Source organism: Pseudomonas sp. GW823-FHT01D03 (assembly GCF_058798255.1).
Genome location: NZ_JBXAKK010000001.1, coordinates 131,409 through 155,398 on the forward strand (window position 1 = coordinate 131,409; position 23,990 = coordinate 155,398).

A 23,990-nucleotide genomic window follows, 5' to 3' on the forward strand; every position below is an offset into this window, starting at 1 on the left:
ATGACTGAGCATTCAGCGAACACCGAAACCCATGCATTGCTGCAAAAGAGCCAGATCGTCCATCAGACCAGTCGCGGTCCCACGGTCGATGAAGTCGCCAGCGCAGTGCTGCGCCAGGCGCTCGAAGCGCTGTATCCACAACAAGATATCGATCCCGAGCAGGCCATGATCGGCACGCCACAATGGCAATGGCTGAACGCTGAGCGGGTGGCCTTGCCGACCCGATTTGAATCACTGACAGAGGCACTCATCCGGCAATTTTTCAACGGCTCCAGCGCCAACTATCTCGAGGGTGAACACTTTCTGACCTTGAACCACCGAGCCACGCCAGTGGTGCATATGGATGTCGATATCGAGGCCATTGCCGATCTGCTCAACGATTATTCGCCTCTGTTGTTTGTCGCCTTCGCCGAGCGACAGCTGGATTACTGGAACAGCACCCGACGCCAATTGCCGCGCTGGCAAGAACTCTCCGATGCCCTGCGCGACGCCCTGAACGTCCATAACGCCGAGGGCTGGGACGATGAGCAGTGTCTGGTCGCCCGGGCGGTGTCGCGACGCCCGGACAAACAGGAGCGCCAGCGTCACGACAAAACACTGTCGGACATTCGCGTGTGCCTGATCGACATCGACTCCGTCAATACTCAAGGCAATACCGGTCACCTGATTCTGGGCGGCGCCGCGGTGATTTTCGGCCGCTATGGCCTGCGCGATCTGGTCATGATGTACACCGTGGAAGACGGTTACGAGACATTCGACTCTTTGCAGCAACTGGGTGAATCACTGCCGCAGCGTATCGAACTGTTACCGGCCGGAGAGAGTCTGCAGTGGCAGTTGTTCGAGCCCGAAGGCAATTTTTTCGACCACATGGCCTGGGTCCTGATTGCCAACCAGCTCGATGCCATCCGGGCAATCACCCGACAAAGTCTCGACGAGGAGACCGAGGACGGCACCTCCCTTCTGCCCCTGATCGAGCAAGCCAGCGAACCGCAGAAAAACACCCTCATCGACCTCGATGATTCGATACCCGACTGGCTGCTCGAAGCTTCGGCTGCCGAGCTCGATCAATACAGCCAATCGATCAATGCGCTGGGCCAGTTGTACCGGCAGGCAGACAAGGCGCTGTTGCCAATCCCGCCGATCGATACGTATGCGCACAATTGCATGCGTGAGGCGATCATTGCCGATCAGCCATCGGCGGCCGGGCTGCCTTTGGACAAATTGCAAATCCGCATCACCAACAGCTTCGAATCGGGAGGCGTGACACTGCCCGATCCGCATGACACCCATATCGAAACCCTGGGCGAGTACGCCTTGCAAAACCGCACGCCGTATCTGGCGACGCTGCAATTCGACCCGCCACAAGCGCTGCCGCAGTGGCTGACTGTCGCCTACCTGACGAAGATGGCAAACAAGATCGACATGGGTGAGGTCTACCCCGGATTGATCAGGGACAGACTGATCAACGATCCGCTGCAGGCCCCCCTGCAGCAGCGCTTTTACATCCGCCAGTTGCACGCAGTGTTGCCGCTGATTGCACTGGAATCCAAGCTGCGACGCCTCGGCGGCGTAGATGAGCAAGGTTATCGCTGCGTTCAGGAGTGGCTCAAACCGACACCGGGTCATCCACACACTGTGGTCATTCGCCCGCTGACGTTTATCCATGCCGGGGAGACTGCTGGCGATGTTGTCACCAACATGTTCATCATTGCCCCGCGCCTGCCTGGAGCCGGGCCATGCCTGCTGTATCGTCCGTTGCTTGAGCAGCCATTGCTGCAATTCCCTTCAACGCAAAACCTGCTGTACGCCATCCATCAGCCAGGCGAATTGAGGGATTCGGTGCTGGCGTGGCTGGCGGATTCGCAAACCAGTTTCAAATATGCCCAATACACCTTCCCCATCGGTCTGCCCAGTCCGTGGCTGGGCGCGCAATTGCTCGCCGAACCCTGGACCAGCGTCAAGTGGGCCGGGCCGGTCGGGCTTGCCTCCACGGCACTGACTGGCGAGGTGTTCCCGGTGCTGTTCAAAACCCATGCACTGGCGATGGCCGAACTCGCTGACCGACAGTCGTTGTCCAATGCGCAACGCCGCTGGGCCTTGCTGCGAGACAGTGGGTGGGCGTTGTTCAACGTTGCCGCGAACTTTCTCTGCGGCCCGGCAGGCGCGGCGATCTGGGTCTGGCAAAGCATCAGCGAAATCGATCAGGTCGTGGACGCCCACAATCGTGGCGATACCCACGCGCAGTGGAGCGCCGTCGCCGATATGTTGCTGAACTTGGGCATGATCCTGGCCCATCATGCGGCCACACAACGCACAACCGGCCCCCGCACAGCGTTGCGCAGCGAAGGCGTAAGCGAAATCGAAAGCGAAGGACTGCCCCGGATCCAGGCCCCCCCTGTACAAACGCCTGTCCCACCCACGGTTACACACGTCACCGCGCTGTTGAGTGACCAGCTCCCGGCCAGCCATTACTCCTCGCTTGAAGCCTACGGCTCGGTGCCCCGGCGCTCGCCCGGTGCCTTGGCAACGTTTCTGAATACTCTGGCCGTGCCGGCTCCCGACCTCACGACAGCCGCCGTGGAAACCCTGCTGCGCGGCAAGGCGACCCTGTATCGCCTTGCTACCAGCACCTATGCGCAGGCGGGCGATCGCTGGTTCCGCGTGATTGAAAACGATGACCAGCAGGTGCAAATCGTTGATCCGCAGACACCGTCAAAAACCGGTCCGCTGCTGATTCACAACCAGCAAGGCCAATGGTTCGTGGATACCCGACTGCGTCTGCGCGGTGGCGCCGGCGGCACCAGCCTGCAAAGTCAGCTCAAGGCCCAGCGCAAGGAAAAGGAAATCCAGCGGAACCAGCTCGGGGCGGCTCTGGAAGCATTCAGAAATCAGGAAGCCGTCGGCAACGCAGCTCTGGAGCAAGCCCAGTCAGCCATGCTTGGCGCCTCCGGAGAAGCCCACCAAGAGGCGACCCGGCGTTACCTTGAGCAGGTCGAAAAGCTGATCGGGGATTACGACGAGGCCTTGAAAATACTTGGCCAATGGCGCCTCAAAGGGGGGAGCGACGGCTATTTCGTCGAATTGCAGCGCATGACCACTTTGCTGCAAAAAAACCTCAGCCTCTGGTTCGTTCTCAAACGCAACGCATACGCGGTATTGACCCGTAAATTGGCTCGGCACACGGTCATCGATACACCGGCGGCGCTGCAAAGTTACAACGAGGAACTGCACCAGGCTCTGGCGTTGAGCCAGGACATGATCGCCCGCCTGCAGCTGTCCCGTACCTCCTTGGAAATTCTCGACACCATCGGCAGCGCAGGCATGACCACCGCACAACGCTTGCGCCAACTGCTCCCGGCGTTTAACCAGTGGGATTTGAAGTCCAATGCCATCGGCATGTCTCACGAGTTGTGCATGCAGGAAACTGCCACCGAAGCGGCGCGGGAAGCCACCGGTTGGCTGATAATCGAAGCCGCCACCGCCACACATCGCCACGCCGCCCTGATCAGGAAACCCGACAACGGCGACAGCACTGCGCTGCGCATTGATCGTCTGAGCCGACTGATTGATGTCTATGTCGATGCCGATCAGCGTCTGGGGGACTTGCCAGGCGAATACCCGGGCATGGTGGTCGCGGCAGAACTGGCGCGGCTAAGGAGCCTGCTCGGCGAATTCAGACAACTGGCGCAGGAGCAACTGAGCGAACTGCTGCCGGAAACCGGAGCAAGCAGCACGCCGGTCACACCAGGCCCCTCTGTCGCAGGACCGTCCCGGCCGGTTGCCAAGGTCACCAAGAGCCGGCCTCGTGACCCTGCACCCACCAAACCTGCAGCCGCCAGCGAATCGCCTCTGGAGGAAATGCTTCCCGTCAGACCTACCGCCTCCCCGACGACGCACGTGGGCGACATCGAGTTCATTGCCGATGCCCTGACCCAGAATGAGCGAGTGCAGGCGTTCATTGACCGAACCCGTCGTGACGCTCTGAGGCCCAACCGTATACCGGCAGACATGCAGGATCTGTTCGATCAGCAGGCGCGGCGACTGGAACAGATTGCGGTCAGCGTCGAACAGGCGCAGGCACGCATTGTCGCCTCCGGCGGCACGCGGTTGCCGGTGGGCAATTTGAGTGCGGAACTCAACAGTGCGGCGATCCGGTTACGCGCTCAAGGCATCGCCGTGCGCGCCAGTCTGCTCAAGGACCGACAACCTCGACAAGCCTATTTGCAATGGTTGCTGGACAATCATCAGGTCCGGATCGTCAGGAACACCAAAGGCCGGATCAAGACCAAAAAGCGCCAGGATTACTTTCAGGAGTATCAGATACTCGACAGCACCCAGCATGATCAGCCGTTATGGCTCGCGCATTTTCACTACGACTCGCCCGAAGCCGCGCCGGAACAATTCACCGCGGCGCACCTGAAAATCGCCGATGCGCATTTGAAGACCCTCAGCGCAGAACGTCGACAGGCCCTGACTGCTCTGACACCCATCGACTATGTGCTGCGCCGGATTGGCGATCCGAGCCTGTTCCTGCAGCTCGAAACATAACCGTGATACCACCGTCGGGCGCATCGATCTGCGCCCGCTTCAGAGGGTGTGCCACACGGTTCGCAAACGCTCGAGCGCCGCTTCGATTGCGCGCTCAGGCACCGCGGCAAAGCCCAGCACCAGTCCGGCGCGCTGGTCGACCGGGGTCGTGGAGTCAGGCAGCCAATAACTGCTCAGACCATTGATCTCGACGTCTGCGCTGCGCGCCAGTTCGATCAGTTGGCTTTCACGCGCCACACTGGCAACCGGCACGGTCAGGTGCAGCCCGGCGGCAACGCCGGGCAACTGGCCGACGCCCGGAATATTCTGCGGCCAGCCGCCGAGCAAGACATTGCGTCGGCTCAGCGCCGCGCGGCGCATGCGTCGGATGTGCCGCTGGAAATGCCCGGCGGCCATGAACTCGGCCATCACCGCCTGGGTACTGACTTCGGAATGACGCACATCCACCGCACGCCTTCGGGCAAAAGCCTCCACCAGCCCCGGCGGCAGCACCAGATACCCCAGGCGCAACGCCGGGAACGCGACCTTGCCGAACGTGCCGACATACAGCACTCGCCCCTGTCGATCGAGGGCGGCCAAAGGCGCCAGCGGAGCGCCGCTGTAGCGATACTCGCCATCGTAATCATCCTCGACGATCCAGCCCTGCGTGCGCTCGGCCCAGGCCAGCAATTCGAGGCGACGGGCCAGACTCATCACCACCCCCGTGGGGTACTGGTGGGAGGGCGTGACATAGGTGAGGCGGCAATCGGTCAGTCCCGCCAGTTGCTGGCAGTCGATACCCTCACTGTCCACCGCCACCCCGTGCAACCGGGCACCGGCCACAGCGAAGGCATGACCGGCCGCTCGATACCCGGGATTTTCAATCGCTACGCCGTCGCCTGGCTCTACCAGCAACTGTGCACAAAGGCTTATGCCCTGCTGTGCGCCACTGGTGATCACAATTTGCTCAGCCGTGCACTGCATGCCCCGGGAGCTGCGCAAATAGGCCGCGATCATCCCGCGCAACCGTGCATCGCCCGCCGGGTCGCCGTAACACAGCTGCTGCAAATCCGGCTTGCGCCAGAAAGCCGCATTCAGCTTGGCCCAGACGTCAAACGGGAACAGATCGAAGGCTGGAACGCCGACCCGAAAAGCACGCGGCGGACCACTAGGCGGCAGGGACAGATGATTGTTTTCAACCCGCTTCAACGCGTCGCTGTGGATAACTTTACTGGATGGAACCACAGGTAAATCCAGCCAATTTGTGGATAAGGTTGTGGGTAAGCCTGTTGAAAACCCTGTGGATACTTTTGTGGATAGTTTTTTCTTGGGCAATGCGCTTTGCGGCAATTGCGCCACATACGTGCCGTCCCCGACGCGGCCTTCGATGAAGCCTTCGGCGTACAACTGATCGTAGGCGCGCACCACGCTGTTGCGGGAAATCGCCAATGCCGCCGCCAGATCACGGCTGGCCGGCAGCCGCGTGCCACTGGCCAGCCGCCCGTCCAGCACCCGCAGACGTATCGCCTGATAGAGCTGGCGGCTCAAACCCTGGCGGCGGTCGAGCTCGATACCGGCCGGATTGAACGGCATGGACAGCATGGGCGATTCGGGCATGACAATGGACCTATGAAATTGGTCTTCAATGGCTCTTACAACAGACCAATAGCCTGCCTAGGATGCAGGCATTCGCCAAGGAAAATCTCTCCATGTACACGCCCCGCGCCTTTGCCATCGACGAACTGTCGCAACTGCACGAACTGATCCTCGCCACCCGTCTCGCGATTCTGGTGAGTCATGGTGAAAACGGTCTGCAGGCCAGCCATGTGCCAGTGCTGCTGCACCGCGAACAGGGCGAGAACGGCACGCTGTACGGGCACTTGGCCAAAGCCAATCCGCAGTGGAAAGACCTGCGTGACGGCGCTGAAGCGATGCTGATTTTTGCCGGCCCCGACGCCTACGTCAGCCCGGGGTTTTACCCGAGCAAGGCCGAGCACGGCAAAGTCGTGCCGACCTGGAACTACGTCGCCGTGCACGCCTATGGCCACGCCGAAACCTTCAGCGACGGCGGGCGCCTGCTCGACATCGTCAGTACCCTGACCGATCGCCATGAAGCCGGTCGCGCGCAACCGTGGAAGGTCGACGACGCACCGGCCGACTATATCGACGGCATGCTCAAGGCCATCGTCGGTTTCGCCATTCCCATCGACCGCCTCGAAGGCAAGCGCAAGCTCAGCCAGAACCGCAGCGCCGAAGACATTGCCGGCGTGCGCGAAGGCCTGGCTGCCAGCCCCGACATTGCGGACCGAACCCTCGCCCACTTGATGCGTTAAGGAAATCAGCATGAGTCAGATCCAGATCCGCCCGGTGACTGCCGGTGATCACGCCGCCTGGTTGCCGTTGTGGCAGGCTTACCTGCGCTTCTACAACAGCGAGTTGCCGGACGCCGTCACGCACAGCACCTGGCAGCGTTTCCTCGACCCGAGCGAACCGACCCACGCCGCTCTCGCCTGGGCCGACGGTAAAGCAGTGGGCATGGTGCATTTCATCTATCACCGCTCCAATTGGAGCATCGAAAACTCCTGCTACCTGCAGGATCTGCTGGTGGCGCCGGAGACCCGTGGCACCGGCGTCGGTCGCTTGCTGATCGAACACGTCTACGCCACCGCCAGGGCCGACGGTTGCTGCAAAGTGCATTGGTTGACCCACGAAACCAATGCCACCGCGATCCAGCTCTACGAGCGCATCGCCGAGCGCCCGGGATTCATCCAGTTTCGCAAAGCCATTTAAGGAGCCGCGTACATGACCACTTCACTTGCCGACTGGAAAGGCGTCCCCGCCCCCACCGCGACCTTGCTCGAAGGCCGCTTCATCCGTCTGGAACGCCTCGACCCGGCGCGCCACGCCGATGATCTGTTCAACGCCCTCGAAGGCCCCGGCGCCGACCCGAAGCTGTGGGATTACTTACCGTATGGGCCGTTCCCGCAACGCAGCGTTTTCAATGACTGGCTGAACAACCATGCGGCCAGCAGCGATCCGTATTTCTTCAGCGTGATCGACCGCGTCACGGGCCAGGTGCAAGGCATTCTGAGCCTGATGTCGATCGTCCCGGCGCAGGGGCGCATCGAGATCGGCCACGTCACCTTCGGTGCGCCAATGCAACGTTCACCGAAGAGTACCGAAGCGGTTTACCTGTTGGCCAAATACGCCTTCGAACAGGGCTATCGTCGCCTGGAATGGAAGTGCAACAACGGCAACGCCCGCTCCAAATACGCCGCCGAACGTCTGGGTTTCAGCTTCGAAGGCGTGTTTCGCCAGCACATGGTGGTCAAGGGCCAGAACCGCGATACCGCGTGGTATTCGATTGTGGATTCGGAGTGGCCGGCGATTGCGGCAGGTTTCGAGCGGTGGCTGTCCGATGAAAATCAGATGCCCGACGGGCAGGTGAAAGGCTTGATTGAATGCCGTAGTTAAATCTTCAAAGCAAAGATCGCAGCCTTCGGCAGCTCCTATGGGTGAACGTCAATCCCATGTAGGAGCTGCCGAAGGCTGCGATCTTTTGATCTGTTGTTTACCCCAGTTTCTGCGCCAGCACGGCAATGTGTTCCGGCCCGATCCCGCAGCAACCGCCCAAATGGCTGGCACCACGCTGCTGCCAGTCCTGCGCCCAATGCAGATACCCCGGCGGATCCAGATCGTCGCGCAGCGGATCGAGGCCGTCGTTGGCCGTCGCCTCTTTCGGTTGCGGTGGAAACGCATTGGCATACGCGCCGATGTGAATCTGCACACCCAAACGCTCAAAGGTATCGCGCGCCGCATCAATCGCCGCGCCGATCACTTCCGGCTGGCTGCAATTGAACAGCAGCGTCTCCACGCCCAACTCCGCCGCCACCGCCGCAGCTTCGGCCACTGGCTCACCGGAACGCAGACGCGGCACCTCGTCGGTGTCTTCATCCTTCAAAGTAAACGACAGCCAGAACGGTTTGCCGTCCTGCGGCAGACTGGCGCGAATGGAGCGCGCCTCGATGATCGAGCTCTGGGTTTCCGCCAGCCACAGGTCGACATGTGGTGCCAGGCCGGTCACCAGTGGCGTCAGCAATTCGTTCACCCGCGTCGCTTCGAACAGGTCCGGGCGATAGGAGCCGAACAGCGGCGGCAACGAACCAGCCACTCGCACCGCTTTGCCCGAGGCCTGCACCGCACGCTGCGCCAGCTCTCCAGCCAACGCCGCCAGTGCCTGACCTTCAGCGGCAAACCGCGCCTCGCCAATATGAAACGGCACGACCGCATAACTGTTGCTGGTGATCACATTGGCGCCGCTGGCGATGTAGGCAGCGTGCACCGCTTCGACCGCCTGCGGCGCCTCGATCAGGGCCAGCGCCGACCACTCGGGCTGCCGAAACGGCGCCCCGGCGCGTTGCAACTCACGGCCCATGCCGCCATCGAGAATTACCGTGCTTGCTGTGCCCATATGCTTTTCGCTCATATGCTTATGAAAATTACTCACTACCAGAGTAGTTCTTATAACTATTTAATACGCACCATCCGGTTAATAACAACCCCTTTTTTTCAGGTGTCGACTGTGAAACTTCAACCGCTACTGGCCTTGGGCCTGACGATTCTGGCCGCGTCCACTCAAGCCTTCGGCGGCGCCACACTTGATCGCGTCGAACAGAAAAAACAACTGGTCGGCGTGCTGATGGAAAGCTACCCACCCTTCTCGTTCCTCAATGAGCAGAATCAGCTCGACGGCTTCGACGTCGAAGTCGCCAAAGCCGTCGCGGACAAGCTGGGGGTCAAGCTGCGCCTCGAAACGCCATCCTGGGACGTGATCGCTGCCGGCCGCTGGAGCGGACGCTATGACATCTGCATCTGCTCCATGACCCCGAGCAAGGCCCGCGCCGAAGTGTTCGATTTCCCGGTCGAGTACTACGCCTCGCCCGCCGTAATCGTGGTCAACGCCAAGGACGATCGCATCCACGGTGCCAAAGACTTGAGCGGCAAGAAAGTCGGCCTGACCAGCGCCAGCAGCTACGAAAGCTATCTGAACAAGAATCTGGTCATCGAAGGCGCCGAAGACACGCACCTTGAGTACCCGTTCGAGGATGTGCAGATCGCCCCGTACGATACCGACAACGTCGCCTTCCAGGATCTGGGTCTGGGCGCCGGTGTGCGCCTGGACGCCATCCTCACCAACCTGGTGACCGCGCAGCCGCGCCTGAATCAGGACCAGCGTTTCAAACTGGCGGGCGCGCCGCTGTACTCGGAACCGAACTCAGTGGCCATCGAAAAGGGTGATGCCGAGTGGGACGCTAAAGTGCGCGAGGTGTTTGCGCAACTCAAACAGGACGGCACGCTGAGCAAGCTGTCGCAGAAATGGATCGGCGCCGACATCAGCCAATGACTGCCTTCCCGACACCTCCACAGCCGCCGCAACCGGTGGCTGAATCGCGCCTGCAACGGCTGCTCGGTTTCCGCACGCGCCTGTACCTGACCTGGGCGGCGATGTTCAGCCTGTTTGCCGGTTTTTTCCTCAGCTTCGATCTGAAGCTCTCGATCATCCTCGACAAGCTGCCGAATCTGCTCGGCGTGCACCTGGCGCCAAACGGCTTTCTGCAGGGTGCGGCACTGACCCTGTTTCTCTGCGCCTGCGCGATCGTGGCTTCGTCCTTGCTGGGCTTCGTCACCGCTCTGGCGCGCCTGTCGAAAAGCGCCGTGGCGTTCGGGATCGCCAGTTTCTACACCTCGTTCTTTCGCGGCACGCCGCTGCTGATCCAGATCCTGCTGATCTACCTCGGCCTGCCGCAACTGGGCGTGGTGCCCGGTGCAGTGGTGGCCGGGATCATTGCCCTGTCCCTCAACTACGGCGCGTACCTCAGCGAGATTTTCCGCGCCGGCATCCTCGGCGTGCCCTATGGCCAGCGTGAAGCTTCGCTGGCGCTGGGCATGCGCGAGAGCGTGATCTTCTGGCGCATCACCCTGCCCCAGGCGATGCGCACGATCATCCCGCCGACCACCAACCAGTTCATCTCGATGCTCAAGGATTCGTCACTGATCTCGGTGATGGGCGTCTGGGAAGTGATGTTTCTGGCGCAGTCCTACGGACGCTCGAGCTACCGCTACATCGAGATGCTGACCACAGCGGCGATCATTTACTGGCTGATGTCGATTGGGCTGGAGTTGATTCAGGCGCGCATGGAGCGGCATTACGGCAAGGCTTATGTGCGGCGTAGCTAGGTTAATCAGCACCTTGCGCCAGCGTCGGGTTTTAATTGAGCTCTCGTCGGATCCGCACCACGCCCATTTTCAGTCCAAATGGGCGAAACACCGCATTCAACGATTTCAACGTCTGATTGCCCTCGCCATGCTCGATATGCACCAGCGTGCGAACCGATATTTTGCACATCCTGGCAAACTGGGTTTGATGCAGACCGGTCACTTCCACGCGTAGACGACGAACCGCTTCACCGATTTCCAGTGTCCCTTGGGCCAGCGCCTCTTGAATGTTTTCGATGAGCACCGTGCGCTCGGCTACCGTCATGCTCATTTCAGATCCCACTCTTTCAAACGTTGCTCCAGATTTTTCAGATGGATTCCCGGGTGGTTCATCGTTCTGTCGGGCAAACCGCTCGCCGTCAATATGTCGGGGAGCGCCGCCAGACGCTGGGCATCTTCACGCAAGCGTTCGAAAGGATCTGATGCGTCGGTCAAGCCTGCCAAAGGGTCTTTGGGATCGGTGATATCAGCCAATGCGCGGCACACTCCCCGCCAATCGACCTCTCCCGCCCTCTCCAGACCTTTTGGCCATTTGGTTGTCCGGGTCACACCCTCGTCATCCATGACCATCGGGGCCAAGTCATAAATCGGCGCCAGACGAAACGAGCTTTCCTGGCGAATTATCGCGGTGTTACGACCATGGTTATCCGAGTTACCGAGGATCTTGTTGATCAGATCCCGACGTAAGTAATCCGTCACAAGTTCGGGGATCTGACTGGCCTGTCCTGCTTTTCGCCAGAGCCCGGCGAGCATGCGGATGACATCCATATGGTTCATTGCACTTCCCGGCGCCGTTACTTCAGCCAGCGAGTAAATCGACTCGACAGCAAAACGACTGACTTCACCGTTCGTTACCTCTCGATCAAAGCGCTGCATCCACAAGCTCGGCTTACTCGCCTCTTCTAATGCCAAATCTTCTACCGCGATCGTTTCAATGCCGAGTTTCTGAAGCGCCTTGTAGTAATGGAACTCGCTGCGCAGGATATCTTGATCGACCAGACTTCCTTTGTTTCTGGCAAATTTTATAAACCAATGCTGCCTGACCTCTTGATCGCCCAATACCGCATCGGGGTACAAAAGGCCGGCCTTGTTTTCAGCCAACAATAGCTTCGGTGCTTCACCGCCTGCCCCTGTAGCCCCACCAATTGCCGCGCCTTGCTCATAGGCATATTCCAGAAAGCGACTGTCGCGGTGAACAACATCCTCACGCTTGAATCCGATGGGCTCACGCTCATCGACAGCCTCGGCCGACTCTTTTATGCGCATATTGCCAATGGGGGCTGGAGTGCTCTGGCCGAGCAGATACAGATCGGCACCGATATGCGCCGGTTTCTCCTGCCCCAGACGCGCAAGTAGAAATCTTTTGGCCGCCCCTGCGGGGGCAATGTCATAGACAAATGCGGGCGTACTGGAGCGTCGCCCTTCCCAATCCAATGGATACAACGCACTGACGGCCTTGGAAAACGGAGAGCCTATGGCTTCAACATTTTCGACAAGGTATGGCGTCTCGTAGCCGAAACTGCAGCGACTTTCGAACCCCTTTTCAGGATTGTCGAACCTTAGAATCATTGCGTCGTGCCATTTTCCAGCACTGAATATCTGTAATGTCAGGTCGTACATGTCTCAACACCTGCATTTAATTGCATTTAAACAGGGGATTCATTGCCCGTAGATGCAATATAGTGCATTTCGACGGATGATGGAGCGTTGCAATACGCAACAAAATGCAGATACGACTGAGCTTAAGGTCATCTGAGCGCAAAATAATGCAGGTCATCCTCCGACTTCATTCTGTATGAACCCCTCGATATACGGACGGCCCGCTAATAGCAAAAGGCCCCCCATCCATGCCTTTCTCGCCCTGCAGCGGCGAGATTGGCAGCAACAGTCGCTACCACGGGTTGATCGGCAGTGGCAGATGAGTTTCTGATCATTACAAGCGGCTAATGGCAATTCAATTTGTAGGAAAAGACAACGCGACGGCACGACGTAATCCGCCAATTTTTGTCGAGCCGCTCTTTTCCGCAGATCAAACAGACGCAGCCCGCAGCACCGAGCGATCCGGCTGACATCGGTGCCTGCCGGCTCCGACTTAGAGTTTTGCCTCCTTCCACGAGAGGCTGAACTCGATGCCCGTTCAATTCCACTTTCGACCAAAACACCTGACACTAGCCATTGCTTTAGCCATGGGATGTGTCGATCTGTCCATGGCTCAGGACGCACCGCCCGACACTCAAGGCATCTCTCCCGCCTCCCCTGAAGCATTCAAATCAGCGATCAACGCTTTCGCTAATCATCCGGAAACCGTCCAGCTGAAGGTCAGCAAAGCCTATCCGGCACAGGAAGGTGTGGCGCTCGCGCTCGATGCGCGCAATGACCTTGTCACCGTGCAATCTCGAGGCAGTTTTGCCGGCCTGGTCGACGCTGGCGGGGGCGACAACCTGTTGCAACTCGACGCGAACAGGAAAGGAGTGCTGGGTGAAACCCGTAACTTCAGTGGGCTGGAGGTCAGACGCGGGAGCTGGACCCGTAGCGGACCGGGTGATTTCAGCCTCGGTGTACTGGTTCATCCAAAGGCATTGCTGGTCAATGAAGGGCAAATTCTGGGTACGGCAGTGACCGAGGGCATCTTGATCAACAAAGGGGCGATCAATGGCGGCGCCACTGTCGTGTCTGGCGGCGACCTGACCAACCAGGGCCTGATTGACGGCATGCTGGAGGTTCAGGAAAACGCCCATATAGCCGGGAATGGTGCGGTTAATCATTTGAACGTGCACGGACGCATGACCGTCGACGATGTCTACGGCGCACCCAAGATCGCGGGAGATCTGCGCCTGGCACGTTCTGCCGTACTGGCCTATGCCGTGGATGCTTCCGGCAACAGTCAGACGGTGGTCGTGAAAGGAACCGCTCATTTGGGTGACGCCACCCTGAAACTCGTCACCACTGGCGACTATCCGCAAAGCAGTCAGCACACCATTCTGCAAGCGGGAAAGATTGAGGGGCAGTTTGGCACCGTTGAAAACGATCTGGCCTTCATGATCCCGACGCTGCACTACGAAGCACAACGAGTGGGCTTGCTCTATGCCCGTAACGATGTGCCGCTCGAAAACCTTGCGACCACGCAAAATAGTCAGGCGCTCGCCCAGAGCATTGACGAGACACCCTCCCCATCTCAGCAACCTCAGCAACCTCAGCAACCTCAGCAACCTCAGCAACCTCAGCAACCTCAGCAACCTCAGCAACCTGAAGAGCCTGAGCCCTCCGGCGAGTCTGCGATAGCCCTTGGCTCATCCGCTGCTACCAACCAGGCGGTCACATCCCTGCTGGGTGCCAGCAACGCAACGGCCAGCGTGGCCCTTGAACAACTTGCCGCTGGCAGCAACGCCAACCTTGCCAAAGCCACCCTGAACAGCGTCAACCCGATCAGCGCCAGCATGCTCTCGGCGATGCATCAACTGGGGGGCAACGCAGGTGCAAAAAGCCTGGGTAGTGAGCCGCGCCCGGCTGCTGATGGTGCCGGTTCCGGGCGTGTCTGGCTGCAAGCTCTGGGACATGGCGGCAAGGTCGATCGTGATTACGACAGTGCCCTCAAACACTCCACCCACGGCTTGGTCCTGGGGGCCGACTGGCAATTCGACGAACAGTGGCATGTCGGCCTGATGGGGGCGAAAGCGCAAACCCGGCTCGATGCCCAACAGTTTGACGGCGATCTCGACAGCTGGCACCTCGGCGCCTACGCGCTGCGTCAGGACGGCCCGTTCGCCCTGCGTCTGGGGGCCTCGTACGGCAATCATGACGGCAGTGGCAAACGTCACGTTGCCTTCAATGGTTTCAGTGATCGCCTAAAGAGCAGCTATGACGCCAGCACCCAGCAGGTGTTTGCCGAAGTCGGCTACGACCTGGGGCGTGGCAACGTCAGCTTCGAACCGTTCGCCAGCGTCGGCTATCAACGCTACCAGCGTGATGGTTACACCGAGAAAGGTGGCGATGCGGCGCTCAAGGTTCAGGGGCAAACCCGGGCGAACCCGAGCAGCACCGTCGGCCTGCGCCTGGCCAAAACCAGTCACCTGGCCAACGGCATGCAGTTGACACCGCGTCTCAGCGCCAGCGTGAAACACACCTATGGCGAGCTCGATAACGAAACGCGCCAGCAACTGGTCAAGGGTGGCAAAAGCTTTGAAGTCGCCGGGGCCGAGATGGATCGCAACAGCTTCACGCTGGACGCCGGTCTTGATCTGACCCTGTCCGCCAGTAACACTCTGGGCATCGGCCTCACCGGCGAGACCGGAAGCGACAGCCGCAGTTACGGCGTGACGGGCCAGTGGCGTATGGCGTTCTGACACAACTCTACGTGTAAAAGCTGCCGCAGGCTCGGGCCTGCGGCAGCTCCTACAGAGAACGGCATATTGCAGGCGAAAAAAAAGGGGAGCACATGCCCCCCCGAGGTTTAAAGCGTTGAATCGCGGCAGTTATCTCAGCCTTCGATCTCGATCAGGATTTCACCCGGATTCACCCGGTCACCCTTGGCCACATGAATGGCGGTGACCTTGCCGGCAATCGCTGCCTGGACTTCGGTTTCCATCTTCATCGCTTCGGTGATCAGCACCGACTGGCCAGCCTTGACGGTGTCGCCCTCCTTGACCAGCACATCGACAATGTTGCCCGGCATGGTGGTACTGACGTGGCCAGGTGCCGACGCTTGTTTGCGTTTGCTGCTGCCACCACCGACGAATTCGTTGAGCGGTTCGAACACCACTTCTTCCGGCATGCCGTCGATGGACAGGTAGAAGTGACGCTTGCCTTCGGCCTTCACGCCGACACCGGTGATGTCGACGCGGTAGGTTTCGCCGTGGACGTCGATGACAAACTCGGTCGGTACGCCTTCGCCACCGGCCTTCGCCACACCGCCGGCCTCAGGGATCGGCAACAGCACTTCCGGAACCAGGGTGCCGGCGGCACGCTCTTCAAGGAACTTGCGGCCGATGTCCGGGAACATGGCGAAGGTCAGCACGTCTTCTTCGGACTTGGCCAGCGCACCGATGTCGGCACGCAGCTTGGTCATTTCCGGCTTGAGCAGATCGGCCGGGCGTACGTCGATCACCTCTTCACTGCCGATGGCCTGACGACGCAGTTTTTCATTAACCACGCCCGGCGCCTTGCCGTAGCCGCCTTGCAGATACAGCTTCACTTCATTGGTGATGGTCTTGTAACGCTCGCCGGCCAGCACGTTGAAGAACGCCTGGGTGCCTACGATCTGCGAAGTCGGAGTCACCAGCGGCGGGAAACCGAGGTCTTCCCGTACACGCGGGATTTCCGCCAATACTTCGCCCATGCGGTTCAACGCGCCCTGCTCTTTCAACTGGTTGGCGAGGTTGGAGATCATCCCGCCGGGTACCTGGTTGACTTGCACACGGGTGTCGACGGCGGTGAACTCGCTTTCGAACTGATGGTACTTCTTACGCACGGCATAGAAGTACAGACCGATTTCCTGCAGCAGTTCCAGGTTCAGACCGGTGTCGTACTCGGTGCCCTTGAGCGCAGCGACCATTGACTCGGTGCCCGGATGGCTAGTGCCCGAGGCGAAACTGGAGATCGCGGTGTCGATGTGGTCGGCGCCGTTTTCGATGGCTTTCAATTGGCACATCGCCGCCAGACCGGCCGTGTCATGCGAATGGATGAACACCGGCAGCGACTGCTCGGCTTTCAACGCACGAACCAGTTCACCGGTGGCGTACGGGGTGAGCAGACCGGCCATGTCCTTGATCGCTACCGAGTCGCAACCCATGGCTTCCATCTGCTTGGCCTGCGCCACGAACGCGTCGATGGTGTGCACCGGGCTGGTGGTGTAAGCGATGGTGCCTTGTGCGTGCTTACCCGCAGCCTTCACTGCTTCGATGGCCACGCGCAGGTTACGCACGTCGTTCATCGCGTCGAAGATGCGGAACACGTCGATGCCGTTGACCGCTGCCTTGGCGACGAAGGCTTTGACCACGTCGTCGCTGTAGTGGCGATAGCCGAGCAGGTTCTGCCCGCGCAGGAGCATTTGCAGGCGGGTGTTAGGCAGCGCGGCACGCAGTTGGCGCAGACGCTCCCACGGGTCTTCTTTCAGAAAGCGCACGCAGGCGTCGAACGTCGCACCGCCCCAGCACTCCAGCGACCAGTAGCCGACTTTGTCGAGCTTGTCGCAGATCGGCAGCATGTCTTCGGTGCGCATGCGGGTGGCGAGCAGCGATTGGTGAGCGTCGCGCAGGATGGTATCGGTGACAAAAATCTTCTTGGACATTGTTGTATTCCTCACAGGCCTGCGTGGGCGGCGATGGCGGCGGCGATGGCCAGGGCCAGCTCTTCGGGTTTGCGCTTGATCGAGTAGTTGGTCAGTTCCGGGTGGCTTTCCACGAAGCTGGTATTGAACTGGCCGCTACGGAATTCCGGGTTGCGCAGGATTTCCTGGTAGTACGCGGCGGTGGTTTTCACGCCTTGCAGACGCATGTCGTCGAGGGCGCGCAGGCCACGGTCCATCGCCTCTTCCCAGGTCAACGCCCAGACCACCAGTTTCAGGCACATCGAGTCGTAGAACGGCGGAATGGTGTAGCCGGTGTAGATCGCCGTGTCGGTGCGCACGCCCGGGCCGCCAGGGGCGTAGTAACGAGTGATCTTGCCGAAGCTCGGCAGGAAGTTGTTTTTCGGGTCTTCGGCGTTGATGCGGAACTGCAACGCAAAACCACGGTGCTGAATGTCTTCCTGCTTCACCGACAGCGGCAGGCCGGAGGCGATGCGGATCTGTTCGCGGACGATATCGATCCCGGTGATTTCTTCGGTGATGGTGTGCTCCACCTGCACCCGGGTGTTCATCTCCATGAAGTACACCTCGCCCTCGGCGAGCAGGAACTCCACGGTGCCGGCGTTCTCGTAGCCCACAGCCTTGGCCGCACGCACCGACAGGTCGCCGATGTAGGCGCGCTGTTCCGGGGTCAGTTGCGGGCTCGGGGCGATTTCGATCAGCTTCTGGTTGCGGCGCTGAATCGAGCAGTCACGCTCGAACAGGTGCACCACGTTGCCGAAGCTGTCGCCGAGGATCTGCGCTTCGATGTGCTTGGGATTGACGATGCATTTTTCCAGGAAAACTTCCGCCGAACCGAACGCCTTGGTCGCTTCGGAAATCACCCGAGGGAAATTCTGTTCGAGTTCTTCGCGGCTGTTGCAGCGACGGATGCCGCGACCGCCACCACCGGAGGTGGCCTTGAGCATCACCGGATAACCGATGCGGTCGCCCTCGGTCAGGGCTTCTTCGATACCCGACACGTTGCCTTCGGTGCCCGGGGTGACCGGCACGCCGGCCTTGATCATGCTGCGCCGGGCTTCGGTCTTGTCGCCCATGCGGCGAATGACTTCTGCCGACGGGCCGATGAATTTGATTCCGCGTTCGGCGCAGATGTCTGCCAGCTCAGCGTTTTCCGAAAGGAAGCCGTAACCGGGATGCAAGGCATCGCAACCGGTTTCCACCGCCAGGTTCACCAGCTTGCGCGGGTTGAGGTAGCCGGCCAGTGGCTCGGCACCGATGCTGTGGGCTTCGTCCGCGCGCTTCACATGCAAGGCATGCCGGTCGGCGTCGGAAAAAATCGCAACCGAGCGAATGCCCATCTCGGCGCAGGCCCGCACGATTCGTACGGCAATCTCACCACGGTTGGCGATCAGGATCTTTTTTATCACTTGGAAATTCCCTTGAGCCGGTGGCACCACGACCTGCTAGACCCAGGTCGACGCGTGACCAAATGTTTCAATCTGGTCGCGCCCCCACACTAGCCCTCGCAAGGGATTAACAAAAATGAATAAAAATTGGGTCAGGCATAAGTAAAGACTTATAGTTAAACCATCAGCCTGCCGTCAGAGCCTATAAGAAATGCGTAAGTCCTTGATGCGTATGACATTACGCCAATTGCAGATCTTCAACGAAGTGTGTGATTTACGCTCCTACAGCCGCGCCGCCGATGAAATGTCTCTGACACAACCGGCCGTCAGCCTACAGATTCGTCAGCTTGAAGAGCTGATCGGCCAGCCATTATTCGATTACGTCGGCAAAAAACTCTACATGACCGAGGCTGCCGAAGCCCTGCAGCGCGCCAGCCGGGATATTTTCGGCCGACTGGAAAACCTCGATATGCAGTTGTCGGACATGCAGGGTTCGCTGCAGGGCCAGTTGAAACTGGCCGTGGAATCCAGCGCCAAATACTTCGTGCCGCACCTGTTCGCCGCGTTCAAGCGCCAGCATCCGGAAGTGAACCTGCAATTGACCGTGGTCAACCGCGGTCAGGTGATCCGCCGCCTCTCGGACAACCGCGATGATCTGGTGATCATGTCGATGGTGCCGCAGGACATGGGCCTGGAATTTCTACCGTTCCTGAACAATCCGATTGTCGCCGTGGCGCGCCCGGATCATCCGCTGGCGCACATGGGGCCGCTACGCTTGCAGGATCTCGAGCCTTACACGCTGCTGATCCGCGAACCGGGTTCGGGCACACGACTGGCCTGCGAAGAGTATTTCAAAGAGAAGCGCGTGCACTTCACCCAGACGCAGGAAGTGGCCTCGGCCGAAGCCCAACGTGAATGCGTGGTGGCGGGTCTGGGCCTGGCGCTGTTGACGCGCCACGCCCTGAACCTGGAGCTGGCGACCGGCGGCCTGGTCGAGCTGCCGGTCGAAGAGTTGCCGCTGTTTCGCAGCTGGTGTCTGGTGCAAGCCAAAGCCAAACGGCTGTCACCGGTAGCGCACGCCTTCTTGGCGTTTATCCGCAGCGAGCGGGTGCAGATCAGCGCGCTGGTTGAACGCTTCGACGGGAAGCTGCGGGCGCTGCCTGCCAGTGATTAAGTTCGAGTTCCTCGGGAAAACCACCGATTTCAGCCTGAAGCTGACGGAGTTCGAAGCGATCTTCGATCGCGCGACGGAATTCCATGCGACGCTGGTCTTCCTGCTGACGACGGGTTTTCGCGGCGCTGTTGCGTTCTTCGTAAGGCTGAGCCATTTCGAGTCTCCCAAGGCGTTTACGGGAGTTTCACGATAGGCGGGAGGGATGACGGTTTGGCTGCGCGGGGATGACAGTGCGATGAAAGTTTTGAAAAGTGCGGTGCTATTGAGGACGCTTTCGCGAGCAAGCCCGCTCCCACATTTGATCTCGGTATGACGCAAAATCTGTGGTTACCAGAGATCCCCTGTGGGAGCGGGCTTGCTCGCGAATAAGGTCTGAACGACCTTGCTTTAATCGTCCAGCGCTTTCACGGCCTTGGGGGATAGCCGCAAGCTGCGCAGACTGCGCTTCACGCTCTTGAGGTGGTTGACCAGGCTCGGCCCGCGCGCCATCGCCACGCCCATCGCCAGCACGTCGATCACCACCAGATGGGCGATACGCGAGGTCAGTGGCGTATAAATCTCGGTGTCTTCGTGCACATCGATCGCCAGGTTGACGGTCGACAGCTCAGCCAGCGGCGTCTGGCTCGGGCACAAGGTAATCAGTGAAGCGCCGCTCTCGCGAACGAGGTTGGCGGTGATCAGCAGATCCTTGGAGCGCCCGGACTGGGAAATGCAGATCGCCACATCGGTCGGCTTCAACGTCACCGCCGACATCGCCTGCATGTGCGGGTCGGAATATGCTGCCGCCGTCAGCAGCAAACGGAAGAACTTGTGCTGCGCATCCGCCGCCACCGCGCCCGACGCGCCAAAGCCGTAGAACTCGACACGCTGCGCCTGAGACATCAGCGTCACCGCGCGCTGCAATTCCACCGGATCAAGCTTCTCGCGAACCTCCATCAGGGTGTGCAACGTGGTGTCGAAAATTTTCAGGCTGTAGTCGGCGACCGAGTCGTCTTCATGGATCGCGAACTGACCGAAACTGGCACCGGCGGCCAGGCTTTGCGCCAGTTTCAGCTTGAGATCCTGAAACCCGGAGCAGCCGATGGCCCGGCAGAAACGCACAATGGTCGGCTCGCTGATGCCAACGCTGTGGGCCAGGTCGGCCATGGAACTGTGCATCACGGCCGCAGGGTCAAGCAGCACGTGGTCGGCGACCTTGAGCTCCGACTTGCGTAACAGGTGACGTGACTGGGCGATGTGTTGCAGCAGATTCAAGGGGCTGGACTCTTCTTATGGGCAAGGATGTAGCACGCTTGTAGTTATACTACATGAATTGGCTTTTTGCCTGCTCAATGCGTAACTCCATGTCCCTATATCAGGCACGATGGAGTGCATGTAGCCCTTAAAGCGGATTTCCCTGTTCGCGCAAAAGCCCGGCCAGACGCTCAGCCTCTACAGGGCGACTGATCAGATACCCCTGAACTTCGTCGCAGCGCTCAGCACGTAAAAATTCCAGCTGCTCTTGCCGCTCGACTCCTTCGGCCACCACTTTCAACGACAGCCCGTGAGCCATGGCGATGATCGCCCGGGTAATCGCCGCATCCTCACTGCCCTGCCCCAGCCCGCGAATGAACGCCTGATCGATCTTCACGTAATCCACCGGAATCCGTTTGAGATAGCTCAGCGACGAATAGCCGGTGCCGAAGTCATCGATCGCCAGCTTCACTCCCAAATCGCGCAACTGCTGGAAGGTCGCGATGATGTGTTCGACGCTGTCGAGCAGTTGACTCTCGGTGAGTTCGAGTTCGAGGTAGTGCGGGGCCAGACCGGTTTCTTCCAGCACCTGGCGCACCAGACTGACCAGTTTGCCCTGACGCAGTTGATGCACCGACAGGTTCACCGATACCCGAATCGGCTCCAGCCCCTGACGCTGCCACTCGCACGCCTGCCAGCAGGCCTGGCGCAGTACAAATTCGCCGATCGGGCCGATCAGTCCGGTTTCCTCGGCCAGACCGATAAAGTCCCCCGGCGGTACCCGACCCATGCCTGGGTGATCCCAGCGCACCAGCGCTTCCGCCGCATTCAGGCGCCCGGTCTGCAGGCACAGCTTCGGTTGGTAAAACACCTTGAGCTGCTTGTCTTCGATGGCTTTGCGCAGCTGGTTTTCCAGTTGCAGGCGCTCAAGGGTACTGGCCTGCAGGCTGTCGGTGTAGAACTGGAAATTGTTGCCGCCCAGATGCTTGGCGTGTTGCATGGCCATGTTCGACTGACTGACCAGCGCCGAGATTTCCCGGGCGTTGTCCGGCAGCATGCTGATGCCCATCGAGGCGCTGACCACCAGTTCATGCCCTTCGACCGTCAACGGCAGGCGCAGCTTGCTCGACAGCCGCGTCGCGACCCGCGCCAGGCTCGACAGGTTGCCGTAGGCATCGAACAGTACGGCAAACTCGTCACCGGACAGTCGGGCGATGGTGTCGGCCTCTGGCAACGCATTGACTAAGCGACGGGCCATTTTCTGCAGCAACTGATCCGCCACCTCATGGCCGAGGCTGTCGTTGAGCAATTTGAAGCGATCCAGATTGATGTGCAGCAGCGCCAAACTGCGGCGCCCGCCCTGACGCACGCGCTGATGGGCTTCGTGCAGGCGTTCGCGGAACAGCGAGCGGTTGGCCAGCCCGGTCAGTTCATCGTAGTGCGTCAGAAAGCGCATGCGCTCCTCGGATTCGCGCCGCGCCGACAGATCAGCGAAGAAGCCGACGATATGGCTGACATTTCCCCGACTGTCGCGCACCGCGTTGAGTTGCAGCCACTGCGGGTACAGCTCGCCGTTCTTGCGGGTTTCCACCAATTCACCCTGCCAACTGCCGTGCTGCTCCAGCGCGTGGCGGATTGCAACGTAATGCCGCCGCGCATCACGACTGCACGGCAGCTCGACGACGTTGCGCCCGAGCATGTCTTCAATGTCATAACCGGTGACGCGGCTGAACGCCTGATTGATCGCGATCAAGGCGTAGTTCGGATCAAGAATGACGATGCCTTCGCTGGCCGCTTCGAACACCGTGGCCGCCAGTCGCTGCTGTTCTTCGAGGCTTTTACTCACGCTGATGTCGCGCCGGGTACCGACCATGCGGATCACCCGCCCACTGTCACTGCGCTCCACGGCGCGCCCGCGATCCTCGATCCACACCCAATGGCCGTCGCCGTGACGCACGCGGTATTCGATCTGATAGTCCTCGGTGCGCCCTTTCAGGTGCTCGATCAGCGCCTGCTTGAGCCCGGGCACATCTTCAGGGTGCAAACGTGGCTTGAGGTCACGCAGGATCGCCGTGACATATTCAGGCGCGAGGCCGAACAGCTCCTGAATCTGCGTGTGGTGGACCTCGTCGGTCTGCAGGTTCCAGTCCCACAGCCCCAGCTCACTGGCCTTCAACGCCAGGGCCAGCCGGGCTTCGCTTTTGCTCAGCGCCTGATTGGCCACGTCCAGCTCGCGGCTACGCTGGGCCACACGATCTTCCAGCTCGATCTGCGCCTCACGCAATTGGCCCTCGGCACAGCGCCGCTGTTCGATCTCCTTGGCCAGTGCCTGATTGAGCTGCTCGCTGCGGTTCTGCGCTTGCTGCAGGTGTTCGATCAGGTGCTGATTTTGAAAGCGTCGCAGCAAGCCGCGATCAATCAGCCGATTGACCTGCCAGGCGACCACGCTTAGCGAACCGAGCAGAATCAGCCCGAGCCAGCCCCAACCGCGCGCCTGCTCATCACCGCCCCAGAACAGGTAGCCGATCGCCGGCAGCAGGCACGGCAAGGTAAAGGACAGAAACGCCGGCAGGCTGACGGCATAGGCAACGCTGGCCGATAACGTCGCGGCACCGATCAGGCCGAACACCCAGGCTTGCTGCATGAAGTTGTCGGCGGGCACCAGGGCGATGCCGGCACCGGCCAGGGTCAGACCGGTCATGGTCGAGCCGAGCAGGAACATGCGGAACCAGATCGGCTGGGCCTGGCGGTCAGGGATCGCCGAATCGAACGCCGCGACCTGAATCACCCGCAGCGCCACCAGCGACAACAACCAGACCAGCCAGATGCTGACCACGAAATAGCGCTGCGGGCTCCAGAGCAAAGCGGCGCAGACCAGACCATTGAGCAACATGAACATCGTCGGCAGCAGCGAGCCCTGATACAGCAGGCGCGTGCGTTCGACCGCCATTTCGGTGGCGTAATGCTTGCGGATGACCCGGGGTTCCACAGAGGGGCCCGACAGGTCTGAGCTGAGGGTCTTGTGCAATGTTGTTGTTCTTATAAGAGCGAGCATGGGCCCGAAACGTGGACGGAGCATACACAAGCC

17 protein-coding genes are annotated in these 23,990 nt (G+C 60.2%); 8 read left to right on the top strand and 9 right to left on the bottom strand.

The window, feature by feature from the left end; all coding sequences use genetic code 11:
- A complete protein-coding gene (locus AC1RBR_RS00580) occupies positions 1-4,548 on the top strand; it encodes a hypothetical protein (protein WP_492562481.1) in 4,548 nt (1,515 codons plus the stop codon).
- A gap of 39 nt (positions 4,549-4,587) precedes the next feature.
- On the opposite strand, the gene pdxR is transcribed toward AC1RBR_RS00580, so the two are convergent.
- Positions 4,588-6,144 carry a MocR-like pyridoxine biosynthesis transcription factor PdxR gene (gene pdxR, locus AC1RBR_RS00585; RefSeq protein WP_492562483.1) on the bottom strand — a complete coding sequence of 519 codons (1,557 nt, stop codon included), beginning with the start codon at positions 6,142-6,144 and terminating at the stop codon, positions 4,588-4,590.
- Between the two features lie 92 nt (positions 6,145-6,236).
- Here pdxR and AC1RBR_RS00590 point away from each other — a divergent pair, with 92 nt between their 5' ends.
- From AC1RBR_RS00590 to AC1RBR_RS00600, 3 genes are read left to right on the top strand one after another with little or no spacing between them, the layout of a single operon-like run.
- A complete protein-coding gene (locus AC1RBR_RS00590; RefSeq protein WP_492562484.1) occupies positions 6,237-6,860 on the top strand; it encodes an FMN-binding negative transcriptional regulator in 624 nt (207 codons plus the stop codon).
- Positions 6,861-6,870: 10 nt separating this feature from the next.
- Positions 6,871-7,317 carry a GNAT family N-acetyltransferase gene (locus tag AC1RBR_RS00595; protein WP_095137754.1) on the top strand — a complete coding sequence of 149 codons (447 nt, stop codon included), beginning with the start codon at positions 6,871-6,873 and terminating at the stop codon, positions 7,315-7,317.
- 12 nt (positions 7,318-7,329) lie between these two features.
- Positions 7,330-8,001 (top strand): GNAT family N-acetyltransferase, encoded by a 672-nt coding sequence (locus AC1RBR_RS00600; protein WP_492562486.1) that lies wholly within the window; start codon positions 7,330-7,332, stop codon positions 7,999-8,001.
- Positions 8,002-8,098: 97 nt separating this feature from the next.
- Here AC1RBR_RS00600 and AC1RBR_RS00605 read toward each other — a convergent pair whose 3' ends face one another.
- Positions 8,099-8,998, bottom strand: a complete 900-nt coding sequence (locus AC1RBR_RS00605) for a homocysteine S-methyltransferase family protein (protein ID WP_492562487.1) — start codon at positions 8,996-8,998, stop codon at positions 8,099-8,101.
- Positions 8,999-9,109: 111 nt separating this feature from the next.
- Between AC1RBR_RS00605 and AC1RBR_RS00610 the strand changes: the two genes are divergently transcribed.
- Both AC1RBR_RS00610 and AC1RBR_RS00615 read left to right on the top strand, forming a co-directional pair.
- Positions 9,110-9,931, top strand: coding sequence for an ABC transporter substrate-binding protein (locus tag AC1RBR_RS00610; RefSeq protein ID WP_443535360.1), 822 nt, complete (start codon positions 9,110-9,112; stop codon positions 9,929-9,931).
- Positions 9,928-10,764 (top strand): amino acid ABC transporter permease, encoded by an 837-nt coding sequence (locus AC1RBR_RS00615; RefSeq protein WP_027610349.1) that lies wholly within the window; start codon positions 9,928-9,930, stop codon positions 10,762-10,764. The genes AC1RBR_RS00610 and AC1RBR_RS00615 overlap by 4 nt, the downstream gene beginning before the upstream one ends.
- Before the next feature lie 31 nt (positions 10,765-10,795).
- On the opposite strand, the gene AC1RBR_RS00620 is transcribed toward AC1RBR_RS00615, so the two are convergent.
- Together AC1RBR_RS00620 and AC1RBR_RS00625 are read right to left on the bottom strand one after the other, a co-directional pair.
- Positions 10,796-11,074 carry a helix-turn-helix domain-containing protein gene (locus AC1RBR_RS00620; RefSeq protein WP_492562491.1) on the bottom strand — a complete coding sequence of 93 codons (279 nt, stop codon included), beginning with the start codon at positions 11,072-11,074 and terminating at the stop codon, positions 10,796-10,798.
- Positions 11,071-12,423 carry a HipA domain-containing protein gene (locus AC1RBR_RS00625; RefSeq protein ID WP_492562492.1) on the bottom strand — a complete coding sequence of 451 codons (1,353 nt, stop codon included), beginning with the start codon at positions 12,421-12,423 and terminating at the stop codon, positions 11,071-11,073. The genes AC1RBR_RS00620 and AC1RBR_RS00625 overlap by 4 nt, the downstream gene beginning before the upstream one ends.
- A 509-nt stretch (positions 12,424-12,932) precedes the next feature.
- Between AC1RBR_RS00625 and AC1RBR_RS00630 the strand changes: the two genes are divergently transcribed.
- Positions 12,933-15,146, top strand: a complete 2,214-nt coding sequence (locus AC1RBR_RS00630; protein WP_492562493.1) for an autotransporter outer membrane beta-barrel domain-containing protein — start codon at positions 12,933-12,935, stop codon at positions 15,144-15,146.
- A gap of 134 nt (positions 15,147-15,280) precedes the next feature.
- Here AC1RBR_RS00630 and oadA read toward each other — a convergent pair whose 3' ends face one another.
- Both oadA and AC1RBR_RS00640 read right to left on the bottom strand, forming a co-directional pair.
- Positions 15,281-17,089 carry a sodium-extruding oxaloacetate decarboxylase subunit alpha gene (oadA, locus tag AC1RBR_RS00635; protein ID WP_095137762.1) on the bottom strand — a complete coding sequence of 603 codons (1,809 nt, stop codon included), beginning with the start codon at positions 17,087-17,089 and terminating at the stop codon, positions 15,281-15,283.
- An 11-nt stretch (positions 17,090-17,100) separates the two neighbouring features.
- Positions 17,101-18,516, bottom strand: a complete 1,416-nt coding sequence (locus AC1RBR_RS00640; protein WP_027610345.1) for an acetyl-CoA carboxylase biotin carboxylase subunit — start codon at positions 18,514-18,516, stop codon at positions 17,101-17,103.
- A 190-nt stretch (positions 18,517-18,706) separates the two neighbouring features.
- Between AC1RBR_RS00640 and AC1RBR_RS00645 the strand changes: the two genes are divergently transcribed.
- Positions 18,707-19,669, top strand: a complete 963-nt coding sequence (locus tag AC1RBR_RS00645; protein WP_097089426.1) for a LysR family transcriptional regulator — start codon at positions 18,707-18,709, stop codon at positions 19,667-19,669.
- Here AC1RBR_RS00645 and AC1RBR_RS00650 read toward each other — a convergent pair.
- The 3 genes from AC1RBR_RS00650 to AC1RBR_RS00660 form a co-directional block, all read right to left on the bottom strand.
- Positions 19,611-19,823 (bottom strand): PA3496 family putative envelope integrity protein, encoded by a 213-nt coding sequence (locus AC1RBR_RS00650; protein WP_095137820.1) that lies wholly within the window; start codon positions 19,821-19,823, stop codon positions 19,611-19,613. The two genes, AC1RBR_RS00645 and AC1RBR_RS00650, sit on opposite strands and share 59 nt — an antisense overlap.
- Positions 19,824-20,056: 233 nt before the next feature.
- Complete coding sequence (gene hexR, locus AC1RBR_RS00655; RefSeq protein WP_007962240.1) at positions 20,057-20,923, bottom strand: transcriptional regulator HexR; 867 nt, start codon at positions 20,921-20,923, stop codon at positions 20,057-20,059.
- Positions 20,924-21,050: 127 nt separating this feature from the next.
- Positions 21,051-23,981 (bottom strand): putative bifunctional diguanylate cyclase/phosphodiesterase, encoded by a 2,931-nt coding sequence (locus AC1RBR_RS00660; RefSeq protein ID WP_492562495.1) that lies wholly within the window; start codon positions 23,979-23,981, stop codon positions 21,051-21,053.
- Positions 23,982-23,990 lie beyond the last annotated feature (9 nt).